Here is a 15,164-nt window from a genome sequence, read left to right as displayed (position 1 = left end):
GCACTCGACAGGATTCGAACCTGTGACCGCTCGGTTCGTAGCCGAGTACTCTATCCAGCTGAGCTACGAGTGCATTTTGTGTTTTTAAACCAGACCACAACTGGCTGAAGCCGAGTTACTCACCTTACAGCAAATAACTCTTAAATGGTGCACTCGACAGGATTCGAACCTGTGACCGCTCGGTTCGTAGCCGAGTACTCTATCCAGCTGAGCTACGAGTGCATTTGTTGCCGCGCATTATAGGCCGTCTAATCTCTATGTCAAACACTTTTTCTAGAAATTTCAACAACTTACAGAAGAAGCCAGATTACGACGTACTAAGCAAATAATGGCGGAGAACGGGGGATTCGAACCCCCGACACCCTTTTGAGGTGTACTCCCTTAGCAGGGGAGCGCCTTCGGCCACTCGGCCAGCTCTCCGCAACACGGGGCGTATATTAACCAGCTTCTTCCCCGTTTGCAAACATAAAAATCGATAAAAATTAATGGCTTGGTTCTTCGTCCTTCTCTTTCTTTATACGCAGGTAAATTTCCTCACGGTGCACCGCAACCTCTTTCGGAGCGTTGACGCCGATACGCACCTGGTTTCCTTTGACGCCGAGCACGGTCACGGTGATTTCGCCGTCACCGATAATCAGGCTTTCCGCGCACCGACGAGTCAGAATCAGCATACCTTTCTCCTTACGCCATTCATTTCAGGGACAACAGTCTGCAAAAAAAAGGCACCCGACCTACAACCGCAGCGATCGTAGCCCTACATGCCTGAGTATTGACCAGCGCGAGCAAAAGAACAGTTCCGGGGCTCGCGCCATTCAAAAATAAAGGGCGCGGTCAGACCGCGCCCTTCACAGAAGCGGATTACTCGCCCTGACGGGCCGGAGCATCCAGTTCGAAAGCCGTGTGCAGCGCGCGCACGGCCAGTTCCAGGTACTTCTCTTCGATCACTACGGACACCTTGATTTCCGAAGTCGAGATCATCTGGATGTTGATGCTTTCTTTCGCCAGGGATTCGAACATGCGGCTGGCCACGCCTGCGTGGGAACGCATGCCGACGCCGACGATCGAGACCTTGGCGATCTTGGTGTCGCCAACCACTTCACGAGCACCGATCTCGCGAGCGGTGTTTTCCAGCACAGTCTGTGCGGCCTGGTAGTCGTTGCGGTGCACGGTGAAGGTGAAGTCGGTGGTGTTATCGTGCGCGACGTTCTGCACGATCATGTCGACTTCGATGTTCGCGGCACTGATCGGGCCGAGAATCTTGAACGCCACGCCCGGGGTGTCTGGCACGCCACGGATGGTCAGCTTGGCTTCATCGCGGTTGAAAGCGATGCCGGAAATGATCGGCTGTTCCATGGTTTCCTCTTCATCAATAGTAATGAGGGTGCCCGGACCCTCCTTGAAGCTGTGCAATACGCGCAGCGGAACGTTGTACTTGCCGGCGAATTCCACCGCACGGATCTGCAGCACCTTGGAACCGAGGCTGGCCATTTCCAGCATCTCTTCGAAGGTGATCTTGTCCAGACGCTGAGCGACCGGCACCACACGCGGGTCGGTGGTGTAGACACCGTCAACGTCGGTGTAGATCTGGCATTCATCCGCCTTCAAGGCCGCCGCCAGTGCCACGCCGGTGGTATCGGAACCGCCGCGACCGAGGGTGGTGATGTTGCCGTGCTCGTCGACGCCCTGGAAACCGGCGACAACCACCACGCGACCAGCCTTCAGATCACCGCGAATCTTCTGGTCATCAATCTGCAAGATACGCGCTTTATTGTGCGCACTGTCAGTCAGGATCCGTACCTGATTGCCGGTGTACGACACCGCCGGCACACCGCGCTTGATCAGCGCCATGGCCAACAGGGCAATCGTCACCTGCTCACCGGTGGACACGATCACGTCCAGCTCGCGCGGAACCGGTTGCGCCTCGCCACTGATTTGCTTGGCCAGATCGATCAGACGGTTGGTTTCGCCGCTCATTGCAGACAGCACAACCACCAGGTCATCGCCGGCATCGCGGAATTTCTTAACCTTGTCGGCGACCTGCTCGATTCTCTCGACAGTGCCGACCGAGGTGCCTCCAAATTTCTGTACGATCAAAGCCATTTCAAAGCCGCCTCTGCCCATGAAGGGCGCCCAATAATCTTTCGAACAGTCGCCAGGCCCGCCACTAGACTGCGGGCCCGGCGAGCCGTCTTATAAAGCCTGCTCGACGAATGGAACGGTCAGCGCCAGCGCGCCATCCAGCGCAGCGGCATCGACACCGCCGCCCTGCGCCATGTCCGGACGACCACCGCCCTTCCCGCCCACTGCCGCAGCAGCCTGTTTCATCAAATCACCGGCTTTGAGTTGGCCAGTCAGGTCCTTGGTTACGCCTGCAACCAGTACGACCTTTTCCTCATGGACACCGCCGAGCAGGATCACTGCGCGGCCGAGTTTGTTTTTCAGCTGATCGACCAGCGCCAGCAGCGCTTTGCCATCCTGACCGTCCAGACGGGCAGCCAGCACCTTCACATCCTTGACGTCCACCGCCGAGGCCGACAGATCGTCGCCCGCAGCGCTGGCTGCCTTGGCCTGCAACTGCTCGAGTTGTTTCTCCAGCAGACGGTTGCGCTCCAGTACCGCCGAGAGCTTGTCGATCAGGTTGTCGCGGCTGCCCTTGACCAGGCTGGCCGCTTCCTTGAGTTGTTCTTCCGCCGCGTTCAAGTAGGCCAGCGCCGCAGCGCCAGTGACCGCCTCGATACGACGCACGCCCGAGGCCACACCGCCTTCGCTGATGATTTTCAGCAGGCCGATGTCGCCGGTACGGTTGGCGTGGATACCGCCGCACAGTTCGACCGAGAAGTCGCCCATGCTCAGCACGCGCACGCTGTCGCCGTACTTCTCGCCGAACAGCGCCATGGCGCCTTTGTTCTTCGCGGTTTCGATGTCGGTTTCTTCGGTTTCAACGGCGGAGTTCTTGCGAATCTCGGCGTTGACGATGTCTTCCAGCTGCTTGATCTGTTCTGGCTTGATCGCTTCGAAGTGGCTGAAGTCGAAACGCAGGCGCTGACTGTCAACCAGCGAACCTTTCTGCTGCACATGCTCACCGAGCACCTGACGCAGCGCGGCGTGCAGCAAGTGAGTGGCCGAGTGGTTCAGCGCGGTGGCGTGACGCACTTCGGCGTCGACGTGGGTTTCCACCGGTGCGCCAATGGTCAGGCTGCCCGAGGCCAGCACACCGTGGTGCAGGAATGCGCCGCCGGTTTTGGTGGTATCGCGCACGTCGAAGCGGCTGCTGCCGGCCTGAATGAAACCGCAGTCGCCGATCTGGCCACCGGATTCGGCGTAGAACGGCGTCTGGTTGAGCACGATCACGCCTTCCTGACCTTCGCTCAGCACGTCGACCGACTGGCCATCCTTATAGATGGCAACGATTTTCGCCGAGCCGCTGGTGGCGGCGTAACCGGTGAACTCGGTGGCCACGTCGACCTTGACCAGGGTGTTGTAGTCCAGACCGAACGAGCTGGCCGAACGCGCGCGAACACGCTGCGCTTCCATCTCGCGCTCGAAGCCGGCTTCGTCGACGGTCAGGCCGCGTTCGCGGGCGATGTCGGCGGTCAGGTCCATCGGGAAACCGTAGGTGTCGTAGAGTTTGAACACCACGTCGCCTGGCACCACGGTGCCTTTGAGCTCGGCCAGATCCTGCTCGAGGATTTTCAGGCCGTGCTCCAGGGTCTTGGAGAACTGCTCTTCTTCAGCCTTGAGCACGCGCTCGATGTTGCTTTGCTGCTTCTGCAGTTCCGGGAAGGCTTCGCCCATCTCGGCAACCAGCGCCGCGACGATCTTGTAGAAGAAGCTGCCGGTGGCGCCGAGCTTGTTGCCGTGACGGCAGGCGCGACGGATGATCCGGCGCAGCACGTAACCGCGACCTTCGTTGGACGGCAGCACGCCGTCGGCGATCAGGAAACCGCAGGAACGGATGTGGTCGGAAACGACTTTGAGCGACGACTGATCGCCGTTTTCGCAGCCGATCGCTTCAGCCGAAGCCTTGAGCAGGTTCTTGAACAGGTCGATGTCGTAGTTGGAGTTGACGTGCTGCATCACCGCACTGATCCGCTCCAGGCCCATGCCGGTGTCCACCGACGGCGCTGGCAACGGATGCAACACGCCATCGGCGGTGCGGTTGAACTGCATGAACACGTTGTTCCAGATTTCGATGTAGCGGTCGCCATCTTCTTCCGGCGAGCCCGGCGGGCCGCCCCAAATGTGCTCGCCGTGGTCGTAGAAAATCTCGGTGCACGGGCCGCACGGGCCGGTATCACCCATGGTCCAGAAGTTGTCGGAAGCGTATGGAGCGCCCTTGTTGTCGCCGATGCGGATCATGCGCTCGGCGGGCACACCGATTTTCTGTGTCCAGATGTCATACGCTTCGTCGTCGGTGGCGTAGACAGTGACCCAGAGCTTTTCCTTCGGCAGCTTCAGCACGCCAGTCAGGAAGGTCCAGGCAAAGGTGATCGCGTCGTGCTTGAAGTAGTCGCCGAAGCTGAAGTTACCGAGCATCTCGAAGAACGTGTGGTGACGCGCGGTATAACCGACGTTTTCCAGGTCACTGTTCTTGCCGCCGGCGCGCACGCATTTCTGGCTGCTGGTGGCACGGGTGTACGCACGTTTTTCCTGGCCCAGGAAGCAGTCCTTGAACTGGTTCATCCCCGCGTTGGTGAACAGCAGGGTTGGGTCGTTGCCCGGAATCAAAGAGCTGGAGGCTACACGGGTGTGGCCTTGCTCTTCGAAGAAGCGAAGGAAGGCTTCACGGATTTCTGCGCTTTTCATTAGGTTCTTCCACGGAGGCTGCGGCCAAAGGCCTGTTCGAAACGTCGTGAGACGAAGCGACGGCAAAGGGCCGCATTATATCGGCCCTGCGCGCGGGGTACAGCGTGTTTATACGATAGAAACGGTCAATTGGACGGCTGACGCTGTCACTTGCGTGAAAACTCGACGAATGTCGCGATCACTTGTTCGATTTGCGCGCGGCTGACGTCCATGTGCGTGACCATGCGCAAGCGCGCAGCGGCGCTGAGCCTGATCCCGCGTTCGCCGGCAAAGTCCTTGAGTGCTGCGGCCTTGTCGCCCATTTGCACATAGACCATGTTGGTTTGCACGGGCTCGACGACGAAACCGGCCTCACGCAGACCCTCGGCGAGCAACTGCGCGTTGGCATGGTCATCCGCCAGCCGTTCGACGTGATGATCCAGCGCGTACAGGCCAGCCGCCGCGAGCAACCCGGCCTGACGCATGCCGCCACCGACCATTTTGCGCAAACGCCGCGCTTTGCCGATCAGTTGCTCGGAACCGCACAGCACCGAGCCGACCGGCGCGCCGAGGCCTTTGGACAGGCACACCGACACCGAATCGAAATGCTGGGTGATCCCCCGGGCATCGACGCCGAGCCTGACCGCCGCGTTGTACAACCGCGCGCCGTCGAGGTGCAATTGCAGGCCGTGTTCCTGCGTAAAGCGTCGCGCGCGCGCCAGATACTCCAGCGGCAGCACCTTGCCCTGCATGGTGTTTTCCAGCGCCAGCAAACGGGTGCGGGCGAAATGGAAATCGTCCGGTTTGATCGCGGCCGCAACCTGATCCAGATCCAGTGAACCGTCGGCCTGCACTTCCAGCGGCTGCGGCTGAATCGAACCGAGCACCGCCGCCCCGCCACCTTCGTACTTATAGGTGTGCGCCTGCTGACCGACAATGTATTCGTCGCCACGCTCGCAGTGCGCCATCAGGCCGAGCAGGTTGCTCATGGTCCCGGTCGGCACGAACAGCGCAGCAGCAAAGCCCAAGCGCTCGGCCAGTTCTGCCTCGAGGCGATTAACCGTCGGATCTTCGCCGTACACATCGTCGCCGGTGTCCGCTGCGGTCATCGCGTCGAGCATGGCGGGAGTCGGTTGGGTGACGGTGTCGCTGCGAAGATCAATAACGCTCATGAACCTGGCCTCTGGTCAGATGGGGAAATCCCTTTGTGAAGTGGGATTACTGCGGTCATGGCGCGGATTAATCAAGCCTTGAAGAAGGAAAAATCACCGTCCTCAGGAAAAAGCACAATCCATGTGGGAACGAGCCTGCTCGCGAAAGAGCAGTAACAGGCAGCATATTCGTTGAATGTGAAGCCGCTTTCGCGAGCAAGCTCGCTCCCACAGGTTCTGTGCAGGACCGAAAAATATGTGTTACAAACTGCCCGCTGCCCGAGATTGGGCGGCACAAACGTTCTCAGGGCGGGGTGCAATTCCCCACCGGCGGTAATTGCGCGCAATGCGCATAGCCCGCGAGCGCTTGGCGCTGCACACGACTTGAGTCGGGTGCGTCGGCAAGGTCAGCAGACCCGGTGTGATTCCGGGGCCGACGGTCATAGTCCGGATGAAGAGAGAACGGGATCGACGCCAAAGGGCCGTCCGCGTGCATCCGTGCCTGCGTTCGCACCCTTGCATCCCTTTCGATTCATAACGCCCTGTTTTTCACACAAACAGGAGTCAGAACATGCAACCCACCGCTATCGACAGCAAAAGCAAACACCCACAGGGCGAGCGCGTCGCGTTCATCCAGGCCTGCTGGCACAAGGAAATCGTCGACCAGAGCCGCAAAGGCTTCGTCGCTGAAATGCTGGTGCAGGGTTATCAGGAAGCGGACATCGATTTCTTTGAAGTCGGCGGCGCCTTTGAAATGCCGCTGCACGCCAAGCTGCTGGCCAAGTCCGGCCGTTACGCCGGCATCGTCGCCGCCGCCCTGGTGGTGGACGGCGGCATTTACCGTCACGAGTTCGTTGCGCAATCGGTGGTCAGCGGCCTGATGCAGGTGCAGTTGGAAACCGAAGTGCCGGTGTTCTCGGTGTCGCTGACCCCGCATCACTTCCATTCGGGCGAAGAGCATCAGAAGTTCTTCTTCGAGCACTTTGTGCACAAGGGCCAGGAAGCTGCGCGGACTTGCGCCGATACGTTGCAGAAGATTCGCGCGTTGCGTCGAACCGAGCCGCGTGCTGTAGCCGTGTAACGTCGAGTGAGTTTTTGACCTCACTCAAATCAAATGTGGGAGCGAGCCTGCTCGCGAAGAGGGACTGCCAGCCGACGACAAGTTGACTGGTAGACCGCTTTCGCGAGCAGGCTCGCTCCCACATTGGTTTTGTGCCGATTCAGATGTCGCTATCAGGCGAGGTTTTCGTCGGTGCCCGGGACGATCAGGATGCCGGCGCGCAGGCCGTTCTTGACCTTGGGGTTGGGGAAAATGATCCGTGCGCCCTGCTCTTCGATCACCCAGCGGGTATTGGCCAGGTCTTCGGCCAGCACATAACCCGGTTCCAGCTCGGAAAAGTTCTCGATGTCCGCCGGCAGGTTCAGGCGGAACGCATCGCTGTGCTTGATGATTTCCCGCGCCACGCTGAACAGCTGCAAACCGTCCAGCCCTTCTTCCGTCTCCGGCTCAGTGCCTTCGATGATCTGTTTCAGACGGGTTTCCAGCAGTGAGACGTTGACGCCATCGTTCTGCCCGAACGGCCGCGCCTTGCCCAGTTCCAGGGTGAAAGCCTCGGCGTCGAGTTTGTCGTAGGTGTACGAACTGAAGACGATGGATGGCTTGTTCTGCAACAGTACTGCTTCCATGCCGGCGGCGCGCAGGCGCGCCAGTTCGCGACGGGAATGCTGGCGCCCTTCCTTCCACGGGTACAAGGCGAACTGTTCGATCTTCGACCCACGAATCGCGGTGTGCAGGTCGTAGTGCAGACGCTGGCGCTCGGGCTTGCTGAAGAAACTCGCCGCCAGCCGTTCCAGCTCACAGGCGCGCAGCGCTTCCGAGCCGCTGCTTTGTTCGTGGCGACCGTTGAACAGCCGATTAACGTCCTGCTCGACGAAACGCTCGCCCTTGCGAATCGCTTCCGGGTTGCCGAACAGGAACAGAATGCGTGCGCGCGGCTTGAGATCGCCGCGTGCGATGTCGTGCAGCAGCCGATCAAGCAACTCGATCGGTGCCGTTTCGTTGCCATGGATGCCTGCCGACAGCAGCAGGTCCAGGCCATTGTCGCGCGCTTCCGGGGGCCGCACTTCCAGCGCCCCTTCGCTCAACCAGCGCATGCGCACGCCTTCGACAGTCAGTTGAGTCTTCTCCGCCGGTTCGCGGCCGGCGAGGGTCAGTTCAAGCAGTTTGCCGAGGGCGAGCATAGAGCGGTTTCCTTAGTGGTCGTGGTTGCAATCCGGGCCGTGTACGTGATCCTCGTCAGCGCCGAGGTCAGCCGGTTCCATTTCCAGTTGCAGACTTACCAGATTAGTCGCCAATGGGCGCAGCAGCAGGTTGGCGTACTCTTCGTCACCTTCCTCGACGTCGACGCCGATCAGCAGCTGGCCACGGCCGTCCTGCTGGATCCACAGCTCTTTGCCTTGCCACATCACCGCGACGCGGGTGCACGAGGTTTGCAATTGCGTGCCGTCGGTGTCTTCAAGGATCAGCTGCAGGGAATCGCTCATGTTTTTACTCTCTTGGGTGACACGCCGCGCGCCACGTTCAGGCAGCGCGCTGGCGATCAATTGATCTGGAAAGGATAAACCGCGCCCAGTTTAAGGATTTGCGTCAGTTCATCCAGTGCCGTCCGGCATTCAAGCAGCAACTGCGGGTCCGCCAGGTCGGTTTCGCTCAGGCGGTCGCGGTAGTGCTTTTCAACCCATGCGGTCAACGAACCGTACAACGGGGCCGTCATGATAACGCCTGGGTTGACTGCCGCCAGTTCGGTTTCATTCAGCGCCACGCGCAGACGCAGGCACGCCGGGCCACCGCCGTTCTGCATGCTCTGCTTGAGATCGAAGACCTTCACTTCGCGGATCAGCCCGCCGGAGCTGGTCAGGCTTTGCAGATAAGCCCAGACGCGTTCGTTGGCCTGGCATTCCTGCGGCACGATCAACAGCATCGAACCGTCAGGACGCGAGAGCAACTGGCTGTTGAACAGGTAGGAACGCACCGCGTCATCCACGGTGACCGCCGAACGCGGCACGCAAACGGACTGGAAGTTGCCGCCGACCATGGCCAGTTTGCCTTGCAGCTCGGCAAGCATCTTGTCGGTCTCGAGGAAGGCATCCTCGTGATAGAACAGCACTTCACCGTTGCCCACGGCGATCACGTCGTTGTGGAACACGCCCTGATCGATAACGTTGGGGTTCTGCTGCGCGTAGACCACGCCTTCGTCACGCAGACCGTGCAGACGCGCGACGGCTTGCGAGGCTTCGAGGGTCTGGCGTGCAGGGTATTTCTGCGGCGCCGGGAAACGGTTGTCGAACGCACTGCGGCCGAACACGAAAAACTCGACGCCCGCTTCGCCGTACTCACGGCAGAAACGCGTGTGGTTGGCCGCGCCTTCGTCGCCGAACTGCGCCACTGCCGGCAAAGCGGCGTGATGGGCGAAGTGCTGTTGATTGGCGAACATCGCGCCGAGCACGCGGCTGGTGGTCGGGTGTTCGATGCTGCGGTGATATTTGCAATTGAGGTTGGCGGCGGTGAAGTGCACGCGGCCGTCAGCGGTGTCGGCACTCGGGCTGACCGTGGCGGCGTTGGCCACCCACATGCTCGACGCCGAGCAACTGGCGACCAGCAGCGGCATCGCTTCTTTGGCGGCGCGCTCGATCACCTGCGCGTCAGTGCCACTGAAGCCCAGACGGCGCAACGCGGCCACGTCGGGACGCTCCTGCGGAGCTAGCACGCCTTGCTGAAAGCCCATGTCCATCAGCGCTTTCATCTTCGCCAGACCTTGCAGCGCCGCTTCCTTCGGATTCGAGGATTGCTGACTGTTGCTCTGCGAGGCGACGTTGCCGTAGGACAGACCACCGTAGTTATGGGTCGGCCCCACTAGACCGTCAAAATTGACTTCATAGGATTTCATCAGCGAGGCTCCACGAGAATCTGTTGTTATAGGCTTCAGTAACTATTCTTTAAGACCGAGGCGCGGCCTTCGCGAGCAGGCTCGCTCCCACAGGATTTAGGTTGGACACAAAATGTGTGAACACCACTGAACCTGTGGGAGCGAGCCTGCTCGCGAATGGGCGCTACGCCATTTTCACGCCGGGTGTCAGCGAGGCAGGCAACACCAGGCTCGGGGTTTCCAGCGACGCCACCGGGTATGCGCAGTAATCCGCTGCGTAATAGGCGCTGGCGCGGTGGTTGCCCGAGGCGCCGACACCGCCGAATGGCGCGCTGCTCGCGGCGCCGGTCAGCTGTTTGTTCCAGTTGACGATGCCGGCGCGGCTTTCCAGCCAGAACTGCTGGTAACGCGCTTCGGAATCGGAGAGCAAACCGGCGGCCAGTCCATAAGCGGTGTTGTTGGCTTCAGTGATCGCCGCGCCGAAATCGGCATAGCGGATCACTTGCAGCAGCGGCCCGAACAGTTCTTCGTCCGGACGCTCGGCCACGGCCGTCACATCGACAATGCCCGGGGTCAGCAAGGCCGATTGCGCTTGCGGCTGAGTCATTTCCAGCAGCGCCACCGCGCCGTTGGCCAGCAGTTGTTCCTGCGCATCCATCAAGGCTTTGGCCGCGCCGAGGGAAATCACCGAGCCCATGAACGGTGCCGGTTGCTGATCGAAGGCACCGACTTCAATGGTCGAACTGACTTCCACCAGACGCTTGAGCAGGCTGTCGCCCCACGCGCCTTGCGGCACCAGCAGACGGCGGGCGCAGGTGCAGCGCTGGCCGGCGGAAATGAACGCCGACTGAATGATGGTGTACACCGCCGCGTCCAGATCAGCGACCTGATCGACCACCAGCGGGTTGTTGCCGCCCATCTCCAGCGCCAGAATCTTGTCCGGACGCCCGGCGAATTGCTGATGCAGGTGATTACCGGTGCGGCTCGAACCGGTGAAGAACAGACCGTCGATACCCGGGTTCGCCGCCAGAGCGATACCGGTTTCCCGCGCGCCTTGCAGCAGGTTCAACACGCCTGCCGGCAGACCGGCTTCGATCCAGCACTTGACCGTCAGCTCGGCGACTTTCGGCGTCAGTTCGCTGGGTTTGAACAGCACACTGTTACCGGCCAGCAGCGCCGGGACGATATGACCGTTAGGCAGGTGACCGGGGAAGTTGTAAGGGCCGAACACCGCGACCACGCCGTGGGGCTTGTGGCGCAACACGGCGGTGGCGTCGCCCAGTGGGCCGCTCTTCTCGCCGGTGCGCTCGCGGTAGCTCTGCACCGAAATCGCGATCTTGTTGACCATGCTGGTCACTTCGGTCGCAGCTTCCCACAGCGGTTTGCCGGTTTCTTCGCCGATGGTGCGAGCCAGTTCGTCAGCGTGGTTTTTCAACGCAGCAGCAAAAGCTTCGAGGACGCTGATGCGCTCCTCGAGGGTGCGACGTGCCCACTGAGGAAATGCCTGGCGAGCAGCCTGAACCGCCGATTCGACCTGCGCGGCAGTCGCGCCCTCGCCCGCCCACAGCACTTGCTGGGTCACCGGGTTCAAAGATTGAAAGGCTTCGCCCTGACCGGCCAGCCACTCACCTGCGATGTATAGCGAATTCATTATTTCGACTCCCGTGCAGCGGACAGCGCCACGGCGCGAACCTGATCGCCGGCGCTGAGTTGAAGACGTTTCGCGGTCTGCGGATCGACCACCAGGGTGCCCGCAGCCAGACGCGCTGGGGCAGCCGTGATGCGGCAATCCTCGCGTTTGCGGTTGTGGATGATGAACGGCGTGGCGTCATCGCCCGGCGTGCCCACAGCCAGCACCAGCGCTTCGCTGTCACGCACCGCGCGGATCTTGCTGGTTTCGCATTCGATGGCCGGGCCGGCGTCGAAGATGTCGACGTAACCCTGATAGCTGAAGCCTTCGCTCTTGAGCATCGCCAGTGCCGGTTCGGTGTCCGGGTGCACCTGGCCGATGACGTTGCGCGCGTCGGGCGAGAGGAAGCAGGTGTACAGCGGGAATTTCGGCATCAGTTCGGCGATGAATGCCTTGTTGCCAACGCCGGTCAGGTAATCGGCCTGGCTGAATTCCATCTTGAAGAAGTGCCGACCGAGGCTTTCCCAGAACGGCGAGCGCCCGGCGTCGTCGGACACGCCACGCATTTCGGCGATGATCTTGTTGCCGAACAGCTCCGGGAACTCAGCGATGAACAGCATGCGCGCCTTGGACAGCATCCGGCCGTTGAGGCCGTTGCGGTAATCGGCGTGCAGGAACAGCGAGCACAGCTCGGAATTGCCGGTCAGGTCGTTGGCCAGAAACAGCGTCGGGATTTCGCGGTAGATGTTCAGCTCTTGCGAAGCGCTGACCGTCAGACCGACGCGGAAGTTGTACCAGGGCTCACGCAGGCCTACTGCACCGGCGATGGCGGAAATCCCCACCACGCGGCCGTCATCGTCTTCGAGCACGAACAGATAGTCGGCATCGCCACGCCCGGCTTCGCCGCGAAAGGTCTTCTCGGCCCAGCCGACCCGGTGGGTCAGGCGCTCTTCGTTGGCCGGCAAGGTAGTCAGGCCGGTGCCGGTGCTGCGGGCCAGGTCGATCAGCGCGGATAAATCGCTGCTGCGTACGGGACGAACAATCATGCTATCTCCTCAAACGGGCCGCTCGCGCCACCCGTGAAACTCGCTAAGGCGTTAAACCGCCACCAGGCGCACGCTGGCACCTTCACCGACGCCCAGGGCTTCGGCTGCTTCCATATCCAGCGTCACCGGTTTGCCCGGCGCGTAATCCAGCTCCAGCAACACCGCGCGGTAATCCTGCAACTGTGCGTTGGCCACCAGGTACTGACGCCCGGCGCCTTTGACCGGCTCGCCGATCTTCACCGGCACCACGCGGCTCTGGGCGATCGAACGGATCCCGGAAACCCGCGCATGCAGGGTCGGGCCGCCGTCGAAGATGTCGATGTAGTGATCGGTCTCGAAGCCTTCGCGCATCAGGATGTCGAAGGTGATCTGCGCCCGTGGGTGCACCTGGCCCATCGCCTCTTGGGCGGAATCCGGCAGCAGCGGCACGTAGATCGGGTAATGCGGCATCAGCTCGGCAAGGAAGGTGCGGCTTTTCAGCCCGCACAGACGCTCGGCCTCGGCGTAGTTGAGGTCGAAGAAATTACGCCCGATCGCATCCCAGAACGGCGAGTCGCCATTCTCGTCGCTGTAACCGACGATCTCGGTCACCACCGAATCGGCAAAACGCTCCGGGTGGCTGGCGACGAACAGCAGACGGCCGCGAGAGTTGAGCTCGGCCCACGGCGAACCGACCAGCTCGCGCTGCACGTAGAAACTGGTCAGCAGGCTGTTGCCGGTCAGGTCGTGGCACTGCGAGAGCACGTGGATCTTGTTGTGGATCTTCAGCTCGCGGGAGGCGTGGACGAAGGTCTCGTTACGGAAGCTGTAGAACGGCTCCGAGTAACCGGCGGAAGCAACGATGGCCGAGCAACCGACCAGTTTGCCGGTGCTCGAGTCTTCGAGGACGAAGAAGTAGCTCTCTTCACCGTTGAAGCTCACTTCGGCGGCAAACGAAGCTTCGCTCGCGGCAATCTTGTCGCTCAGACGTTCCACGTCATCCGGCAAGGAAGTGACACCAATCGGGCTGTCCGCAGCCAGACGCTGTACCTCGCCCAGATCAGCCATTTGCGCGGGGCGCATCACCAGCATGGTGTCACTCCTTTCTCTTCAATATTCACAGAAAAAACCGGGCCCACATAAAGATCGATGCAGGAATGGGACTTGTGGCGAGGGGATTTATCCCCGCTGGGGGGCGAAGCACCCCCAAAAATCTGGGGCCGCTGCGCAGCCCATCGGGGATAAATCCCCTCACCACAGGTTCAATCCAACAGGTGAATGTGCCCGGTATCAAAAATTGGTTCGGCGCCGGAAAAACTCCAGGCGCCGAAAGGTCCATCAGGCTTGCGTCAACTTCGCCGCAGCACGTTCGAAGCGGTCGAGACCGGCGTCGATATCGGCGTCTTCCACCACCAGGCTCGGGGCGAAACGGATCACGTCCGGGCCAGCCTGGAGAATCATCAGGCCTTCCTGCTCAGCGGCGTTGAAGATGTCCTTGGCCTTGCCTTTCCACGCTTCGCTGAGCACGCAGCCGATCAGCAGACCGAGACCACGCACCTGAGTGAACAGGCCGTATTTCTCGCCGATCTGTTGCAGGCGGGTCTTGAACTTGTCGTGCTTGGCGTTCACGCCGTTCAACACTTCAGGGGTGTTGACCACGTCGATCACCGCTTCGGCGACGGCGCAGGCCAGCGGGTTGCCGCCGTAAGTGGTGCCGTGGGTGCCGACAACCAGATGTTTGGCCAGCGCTTCGGTGGTCATCATCGCCGCGATCGGGAAACCACCGCCCAGGCTCTTGGCGCTGGTAAGGATGTCGGGGGTCACGCCGTAATGCTGGTAGGCGAACAGCTTGCCGCTGCGGCCCATGCCGGTCTGCACTTCGTCGAACACCAGCAGGGCGTTGTTCGCGTCGCACAGTTCGCGGGCACCTTGCAGGTAAGCCAGCTCGGCCGGCAGTACGCCGCCCTCGCCCTGGATCGGCTCGAGCACGACCGCGCAGGTCTTCTCGGACACCGCGGCCTTCAGTGCGGCCAGATCGTTGTAGGGAACGTGGGTGATGCCAGTGATTTTCGGGCCGAAACCGTCGGAGTACTTCGACTGGCCACCGACGTTGACGGTGAACAGGGTACGGCCGTGGAAGCTGTTCAGCGCGGCGATGATTTCGTATTTCTCGGTGCCGAAACGGTCGAATGCGACGCGACGGGCCAGCTTGAATGCGGCCTCGTTGGCTTCGGCGCCGGAGTTGCAGAAGAACACGCGCTCGGCAAACGTGGCGTCGATCAGCTTGTGCGCCAGACGCAGGGCCGGTTCGTTGGTGAACACGTTGGACACGTGCCACAGCTTGTTCGCCTGTTCGGTCAAGGCACCGACCAGCGCCGGATGCGCGTGGCCCAGGACGTTGACGGCAATCCCGCCGGCGAAGTCGATCAGCTCGCGGCCGGCCTGATCCCAGACCCGGGAACCGGCGCCACGCACCGGAATGAAAGCGGCAGGCGCGTAGTTGGGAACCATTACCTGGTCGAAATCGGCGCGTTGTACCGCAGCGTGCTCAACGGACATCGGAGTCTCCTGAAGAGGAACACCCGCCTGGAACTGGCGAGCGATGAGGGGATTGTAAGGACAGTTGGGTGCCCGGCCTTGTCGCCAA

Annotated in this window: 12 protein-coding genes, 3 tRNA genes and 1 riboswitch; of the genes, 1 reads left to right on the top strand and 14 read right to left on the bottom strand. The window is 61.1% G+C overall.

The annotated features are described in order from the left end of the window. The 7 genes from V8J63_RS08495 to ltaE all read right to left on the bottom strand — a co-directional run bounded on the left by V8J63_RS08495 (position 1) and on the right by ltaE (position 5,957). Positions 1-73: transfer RNA gene (locus V8J63_RS08495), tRNA-Arg, on the bottom strand. Positions 74-145: 72 nt separating this feature from the next. After that, positions 146-222 (bottom strand) — tRNA-Arg (locus tag V8J63_RS08490). A gap of 107 nt (positions 223-329) precedes the next feature. Then, positions 330-420, bottom strand: a tRNA-Ser gene (locus V8J63_RS08485). A gap of 62 nt (positions 421-482) precedes the next feature. Next, the gene (gene csrA, locus V8J63_RS08480; protein ID WP_002554426.1) at positions 483-671 is read right to left on the bottom strand and encodes a carbon storage regulator CsrA; all 189 of its coding nucleotides are present in this window, start codon (positions 669-671) and stop codon (positions 483-485) included. 187 nt (positions 672-858) lie between these two features. Beyond that, positions 859-2,100 carry an aspartate kinase gene (locus V8J63_RS08475; protein WP_016773595.1) on the bottom strand — a complete coding sequence of 414 codons (1,242 nt, stop codon included), beginning with the start codon at positions 2,098-2,100 and terminating at the stop codon, positions 859-861. 90 nt (positions 2,101-2,190) lie between these two features. Further along, a complete protein-coding gene (gene alaS / locus V8J63_RS08470) occupies positions 2,191-4,806 on the bottom strand; it encodes an alanine--tRNA ligase (protein ID WP_122612069.1) in 2,616 nt (871 codons plus the stop codon). Between the two features lie 146 nt (positions 4,807-4,952). After that, a complete protein-coding gene (gene ltaE / locus V8J63_RS08465) occupies positions 4,953-5,957 on the bottom strand; it encodes a low-specificity L-threonine aldolase (protein ID WP_197892447.1) in 1,005 nt (334 codons plus the stop codon). A 275-nt stretch (positions 5,958-6,232) separates the two neighbouring features. Beyond that, a riboswitch (FMN riboswitch) is annotated at positions 6,233-6,404 on the top strand. Positions 6,405-6,507: 103 nt separating this feature from the next. Between ltaE and V8J63_RS08460 the strand changes: the two genes are divergently transcribed. Next, positions 6,508-7,017, top strand: a complete 510-nt coding sequence (locus V8J63_RS08460; RefSeq protein ID WP_024014011.1) for a 6,7-dimethyl-8-ribityllumazine synthase — start codon at positions 6,508-6,510, stop codon at positions 7,015-7,017. A gap of 152 nt (positions 7,018-7,169) precedes the next feature. Here the strand turns inward: V8J63_RS08460 and astE are convergent, their stop codons facing one another. The 7 genes from astE to V8J63_RS08425 form a co-directional block, all read right to left on the bottom strand. Further along, positions 7,170-8,177, bottom strand: a complete 1,008-nt coding sequence (astE, locus tag V8J63_RS08455) for a succinylglutamate desuccinylase (protein WP_197892449.1) — start codon at positions 8,175-8,177, stop codon at positions 7,170-7,172. A gap of 12 nt (positions 8,178-8,189) precedes the next feature. Further along, positions 8,190-8,480, bottom strand: coding sequence for a hypothetical protein (locus tag V8J63_RS08450; RefSeq protein ID WP_016773591.1), 291 nt, complete (start codon positions 8,478-8,480; stop codon positions 8,190-8,192). Positions 8,481-8,536: 56 nt separating this feature from the next. After that, complete coding sequence (astB, locus tag V8J63_RS08445) at positions 8,537-9,883, bottom strand: N-succinylarginine dihydrolase (RefSeq protein ID WP_125926464.1); 1,347 nt, start codon at positions 9,881-9,883, stop codon at positions 8,537-8,539. Positions 9,884-10,046: 163 nt separating this feature from the next. Continuing rightward, positions 10,047-11,516, bottom strand: a complete 1,470-nt coding sequence (gene astD, locus V8J63_RS08440; protein ID WP_164558284.1) for a succinylglutamate-semialdehyde dehydrogenase — start codon at positions 11,514-11,516, stop codon at positions 10,047-10,049. Then, on the bottom strand, positions 11,513-12,538 hold the full coding sequence (gene astA / locus V8J63_RS08435) for an arginine N-succinyltransferase (protein WP_024014014.1): 1,026 nt from the start codon (positions 12,536-12,538) through the stop codon (positions 11,513-11,515). Before astA ends, astD begins: the two co-directional genes overlap by 4 nt. Before the next feature lie 51 nt (positions 12,539-12,589). Then, positions 12,590-13,609: an arginine/ornithine succinyltransferase subunit alpha gene (aruF, locus tag V8J63_RS08430; protein ID WP_024014015.1), complete on the bottom strand. Its 1,020-nt coding sequence runs from the start codon at positions 13,607-13,609 to the stop codon at positions 12,590-12,592. Between the two features lie 246 nt (positions 13,610-13,855). Beyond that, on the bottom strand, positions 13,856-15,076 hold the full coding sequence (locus V8J63_RS08425; protein WP_016773586.1) for an aspartate aminotransferase family protein: 1,221 nt from the start codon (positions 15,074-15,076) through the stop codon (positions 13,856-13,858). Positions 15,077-15,164 lie beyond the last annotated feature (88 nt).

It is taken from the genome of Pseudomonas sp. CCNWLW23 (genome assembly GCF_037095675.1).
GTDB lineage: Bacteria > Pseudomonadota > Gammaproteobacteria > Pseudomonadales > Pseudomonadaceae > Aquipseudomonas > Aquipseudomonas atacamensis.
Note: the sequence above shows the minus strand (reverse complement) of the source record. Positions and strands in the feature narration are given on the sequence as shown.

Excerpts from the sequence above, each read along its gene's own strand:
- astB (WP_125926464.1), bottom strand. The coding sequence starts at position 9,883 with ATGAAATCCTATGAAGTCAATTTTGACGGTCTAGTGGGGCCGACCCAT.
- V8J63_RS08460 (WP_024014011.1), top strand. The coding sequence starts at position 6,508 with ATGCAACCCACCGCTATCGACAGCAAAAGCAAACACCCACAGGGCGAG.
- ltaE (WP_197892447.1), bottom strand. The coding sequence starts at position 5,957 with ATGAGCGTTATTGATCTTCGCAGCGACACCGTCACCCAACCGACTCCC.
- V8J63_RS08425 (WP_016773586.1), bottom strand. The coding sequence starts at position 15,076 with ATGTCCGTTGAGCACGCTGCGGTACAACGCGCCGATTTCGACCAGGTA.
- V8J63_RS08475 (WP_016773595.1), bottom strand. The coding sequence starts at position 2,100 with ATGGCTTTGATCGTACAGAAATTTGGAGGCACCTCGGTCGGCACTGTC.
- alaS (WP_122612069.1), bottom strand. The coding sequence starts at position 4,806 with ATGAAAAGCGCAGAAATCCGTGAAGCCTTCCTTCGCTTCTTCGAAGAG.
- astA (WP_024014014.1), bottom strand. The coding sequence starts at position 12,538 with ATGATTGTTCGTCCCGTACGCAGCAGCGATTTATCCGCGCTGATCGAC.
- aruF (WP_024014015.1), bottom strand. The coding sequence starts at position 13,609 with ATGCTGGTGATGCGCCCCGCGCAAATGGCTGATCTGGGCGAGGTACAG.
- csrA (WP_002554426.1), bottom strand. The coding sequence starts at position 671 with ATGCTGATTCTGACTCGTCGGTGCGCGGAAAGCCTGATTATCGGTGAC.
- V8J63_RS08450 (WP_016773591.1), bottom strand. The coding sequence starts at position 8,480 with ATGAGCGATTCCCTGCAGCTGATCCTTGAAGACACCGACGGCACGCAA.
- astE (WP_197892449.1), bottom strand. The coding sequence starts at position 8,177 with ATGCTCGCCCTCGGCAAACTGCTTGAACTGACCCTCGCCGGCCGCGAA.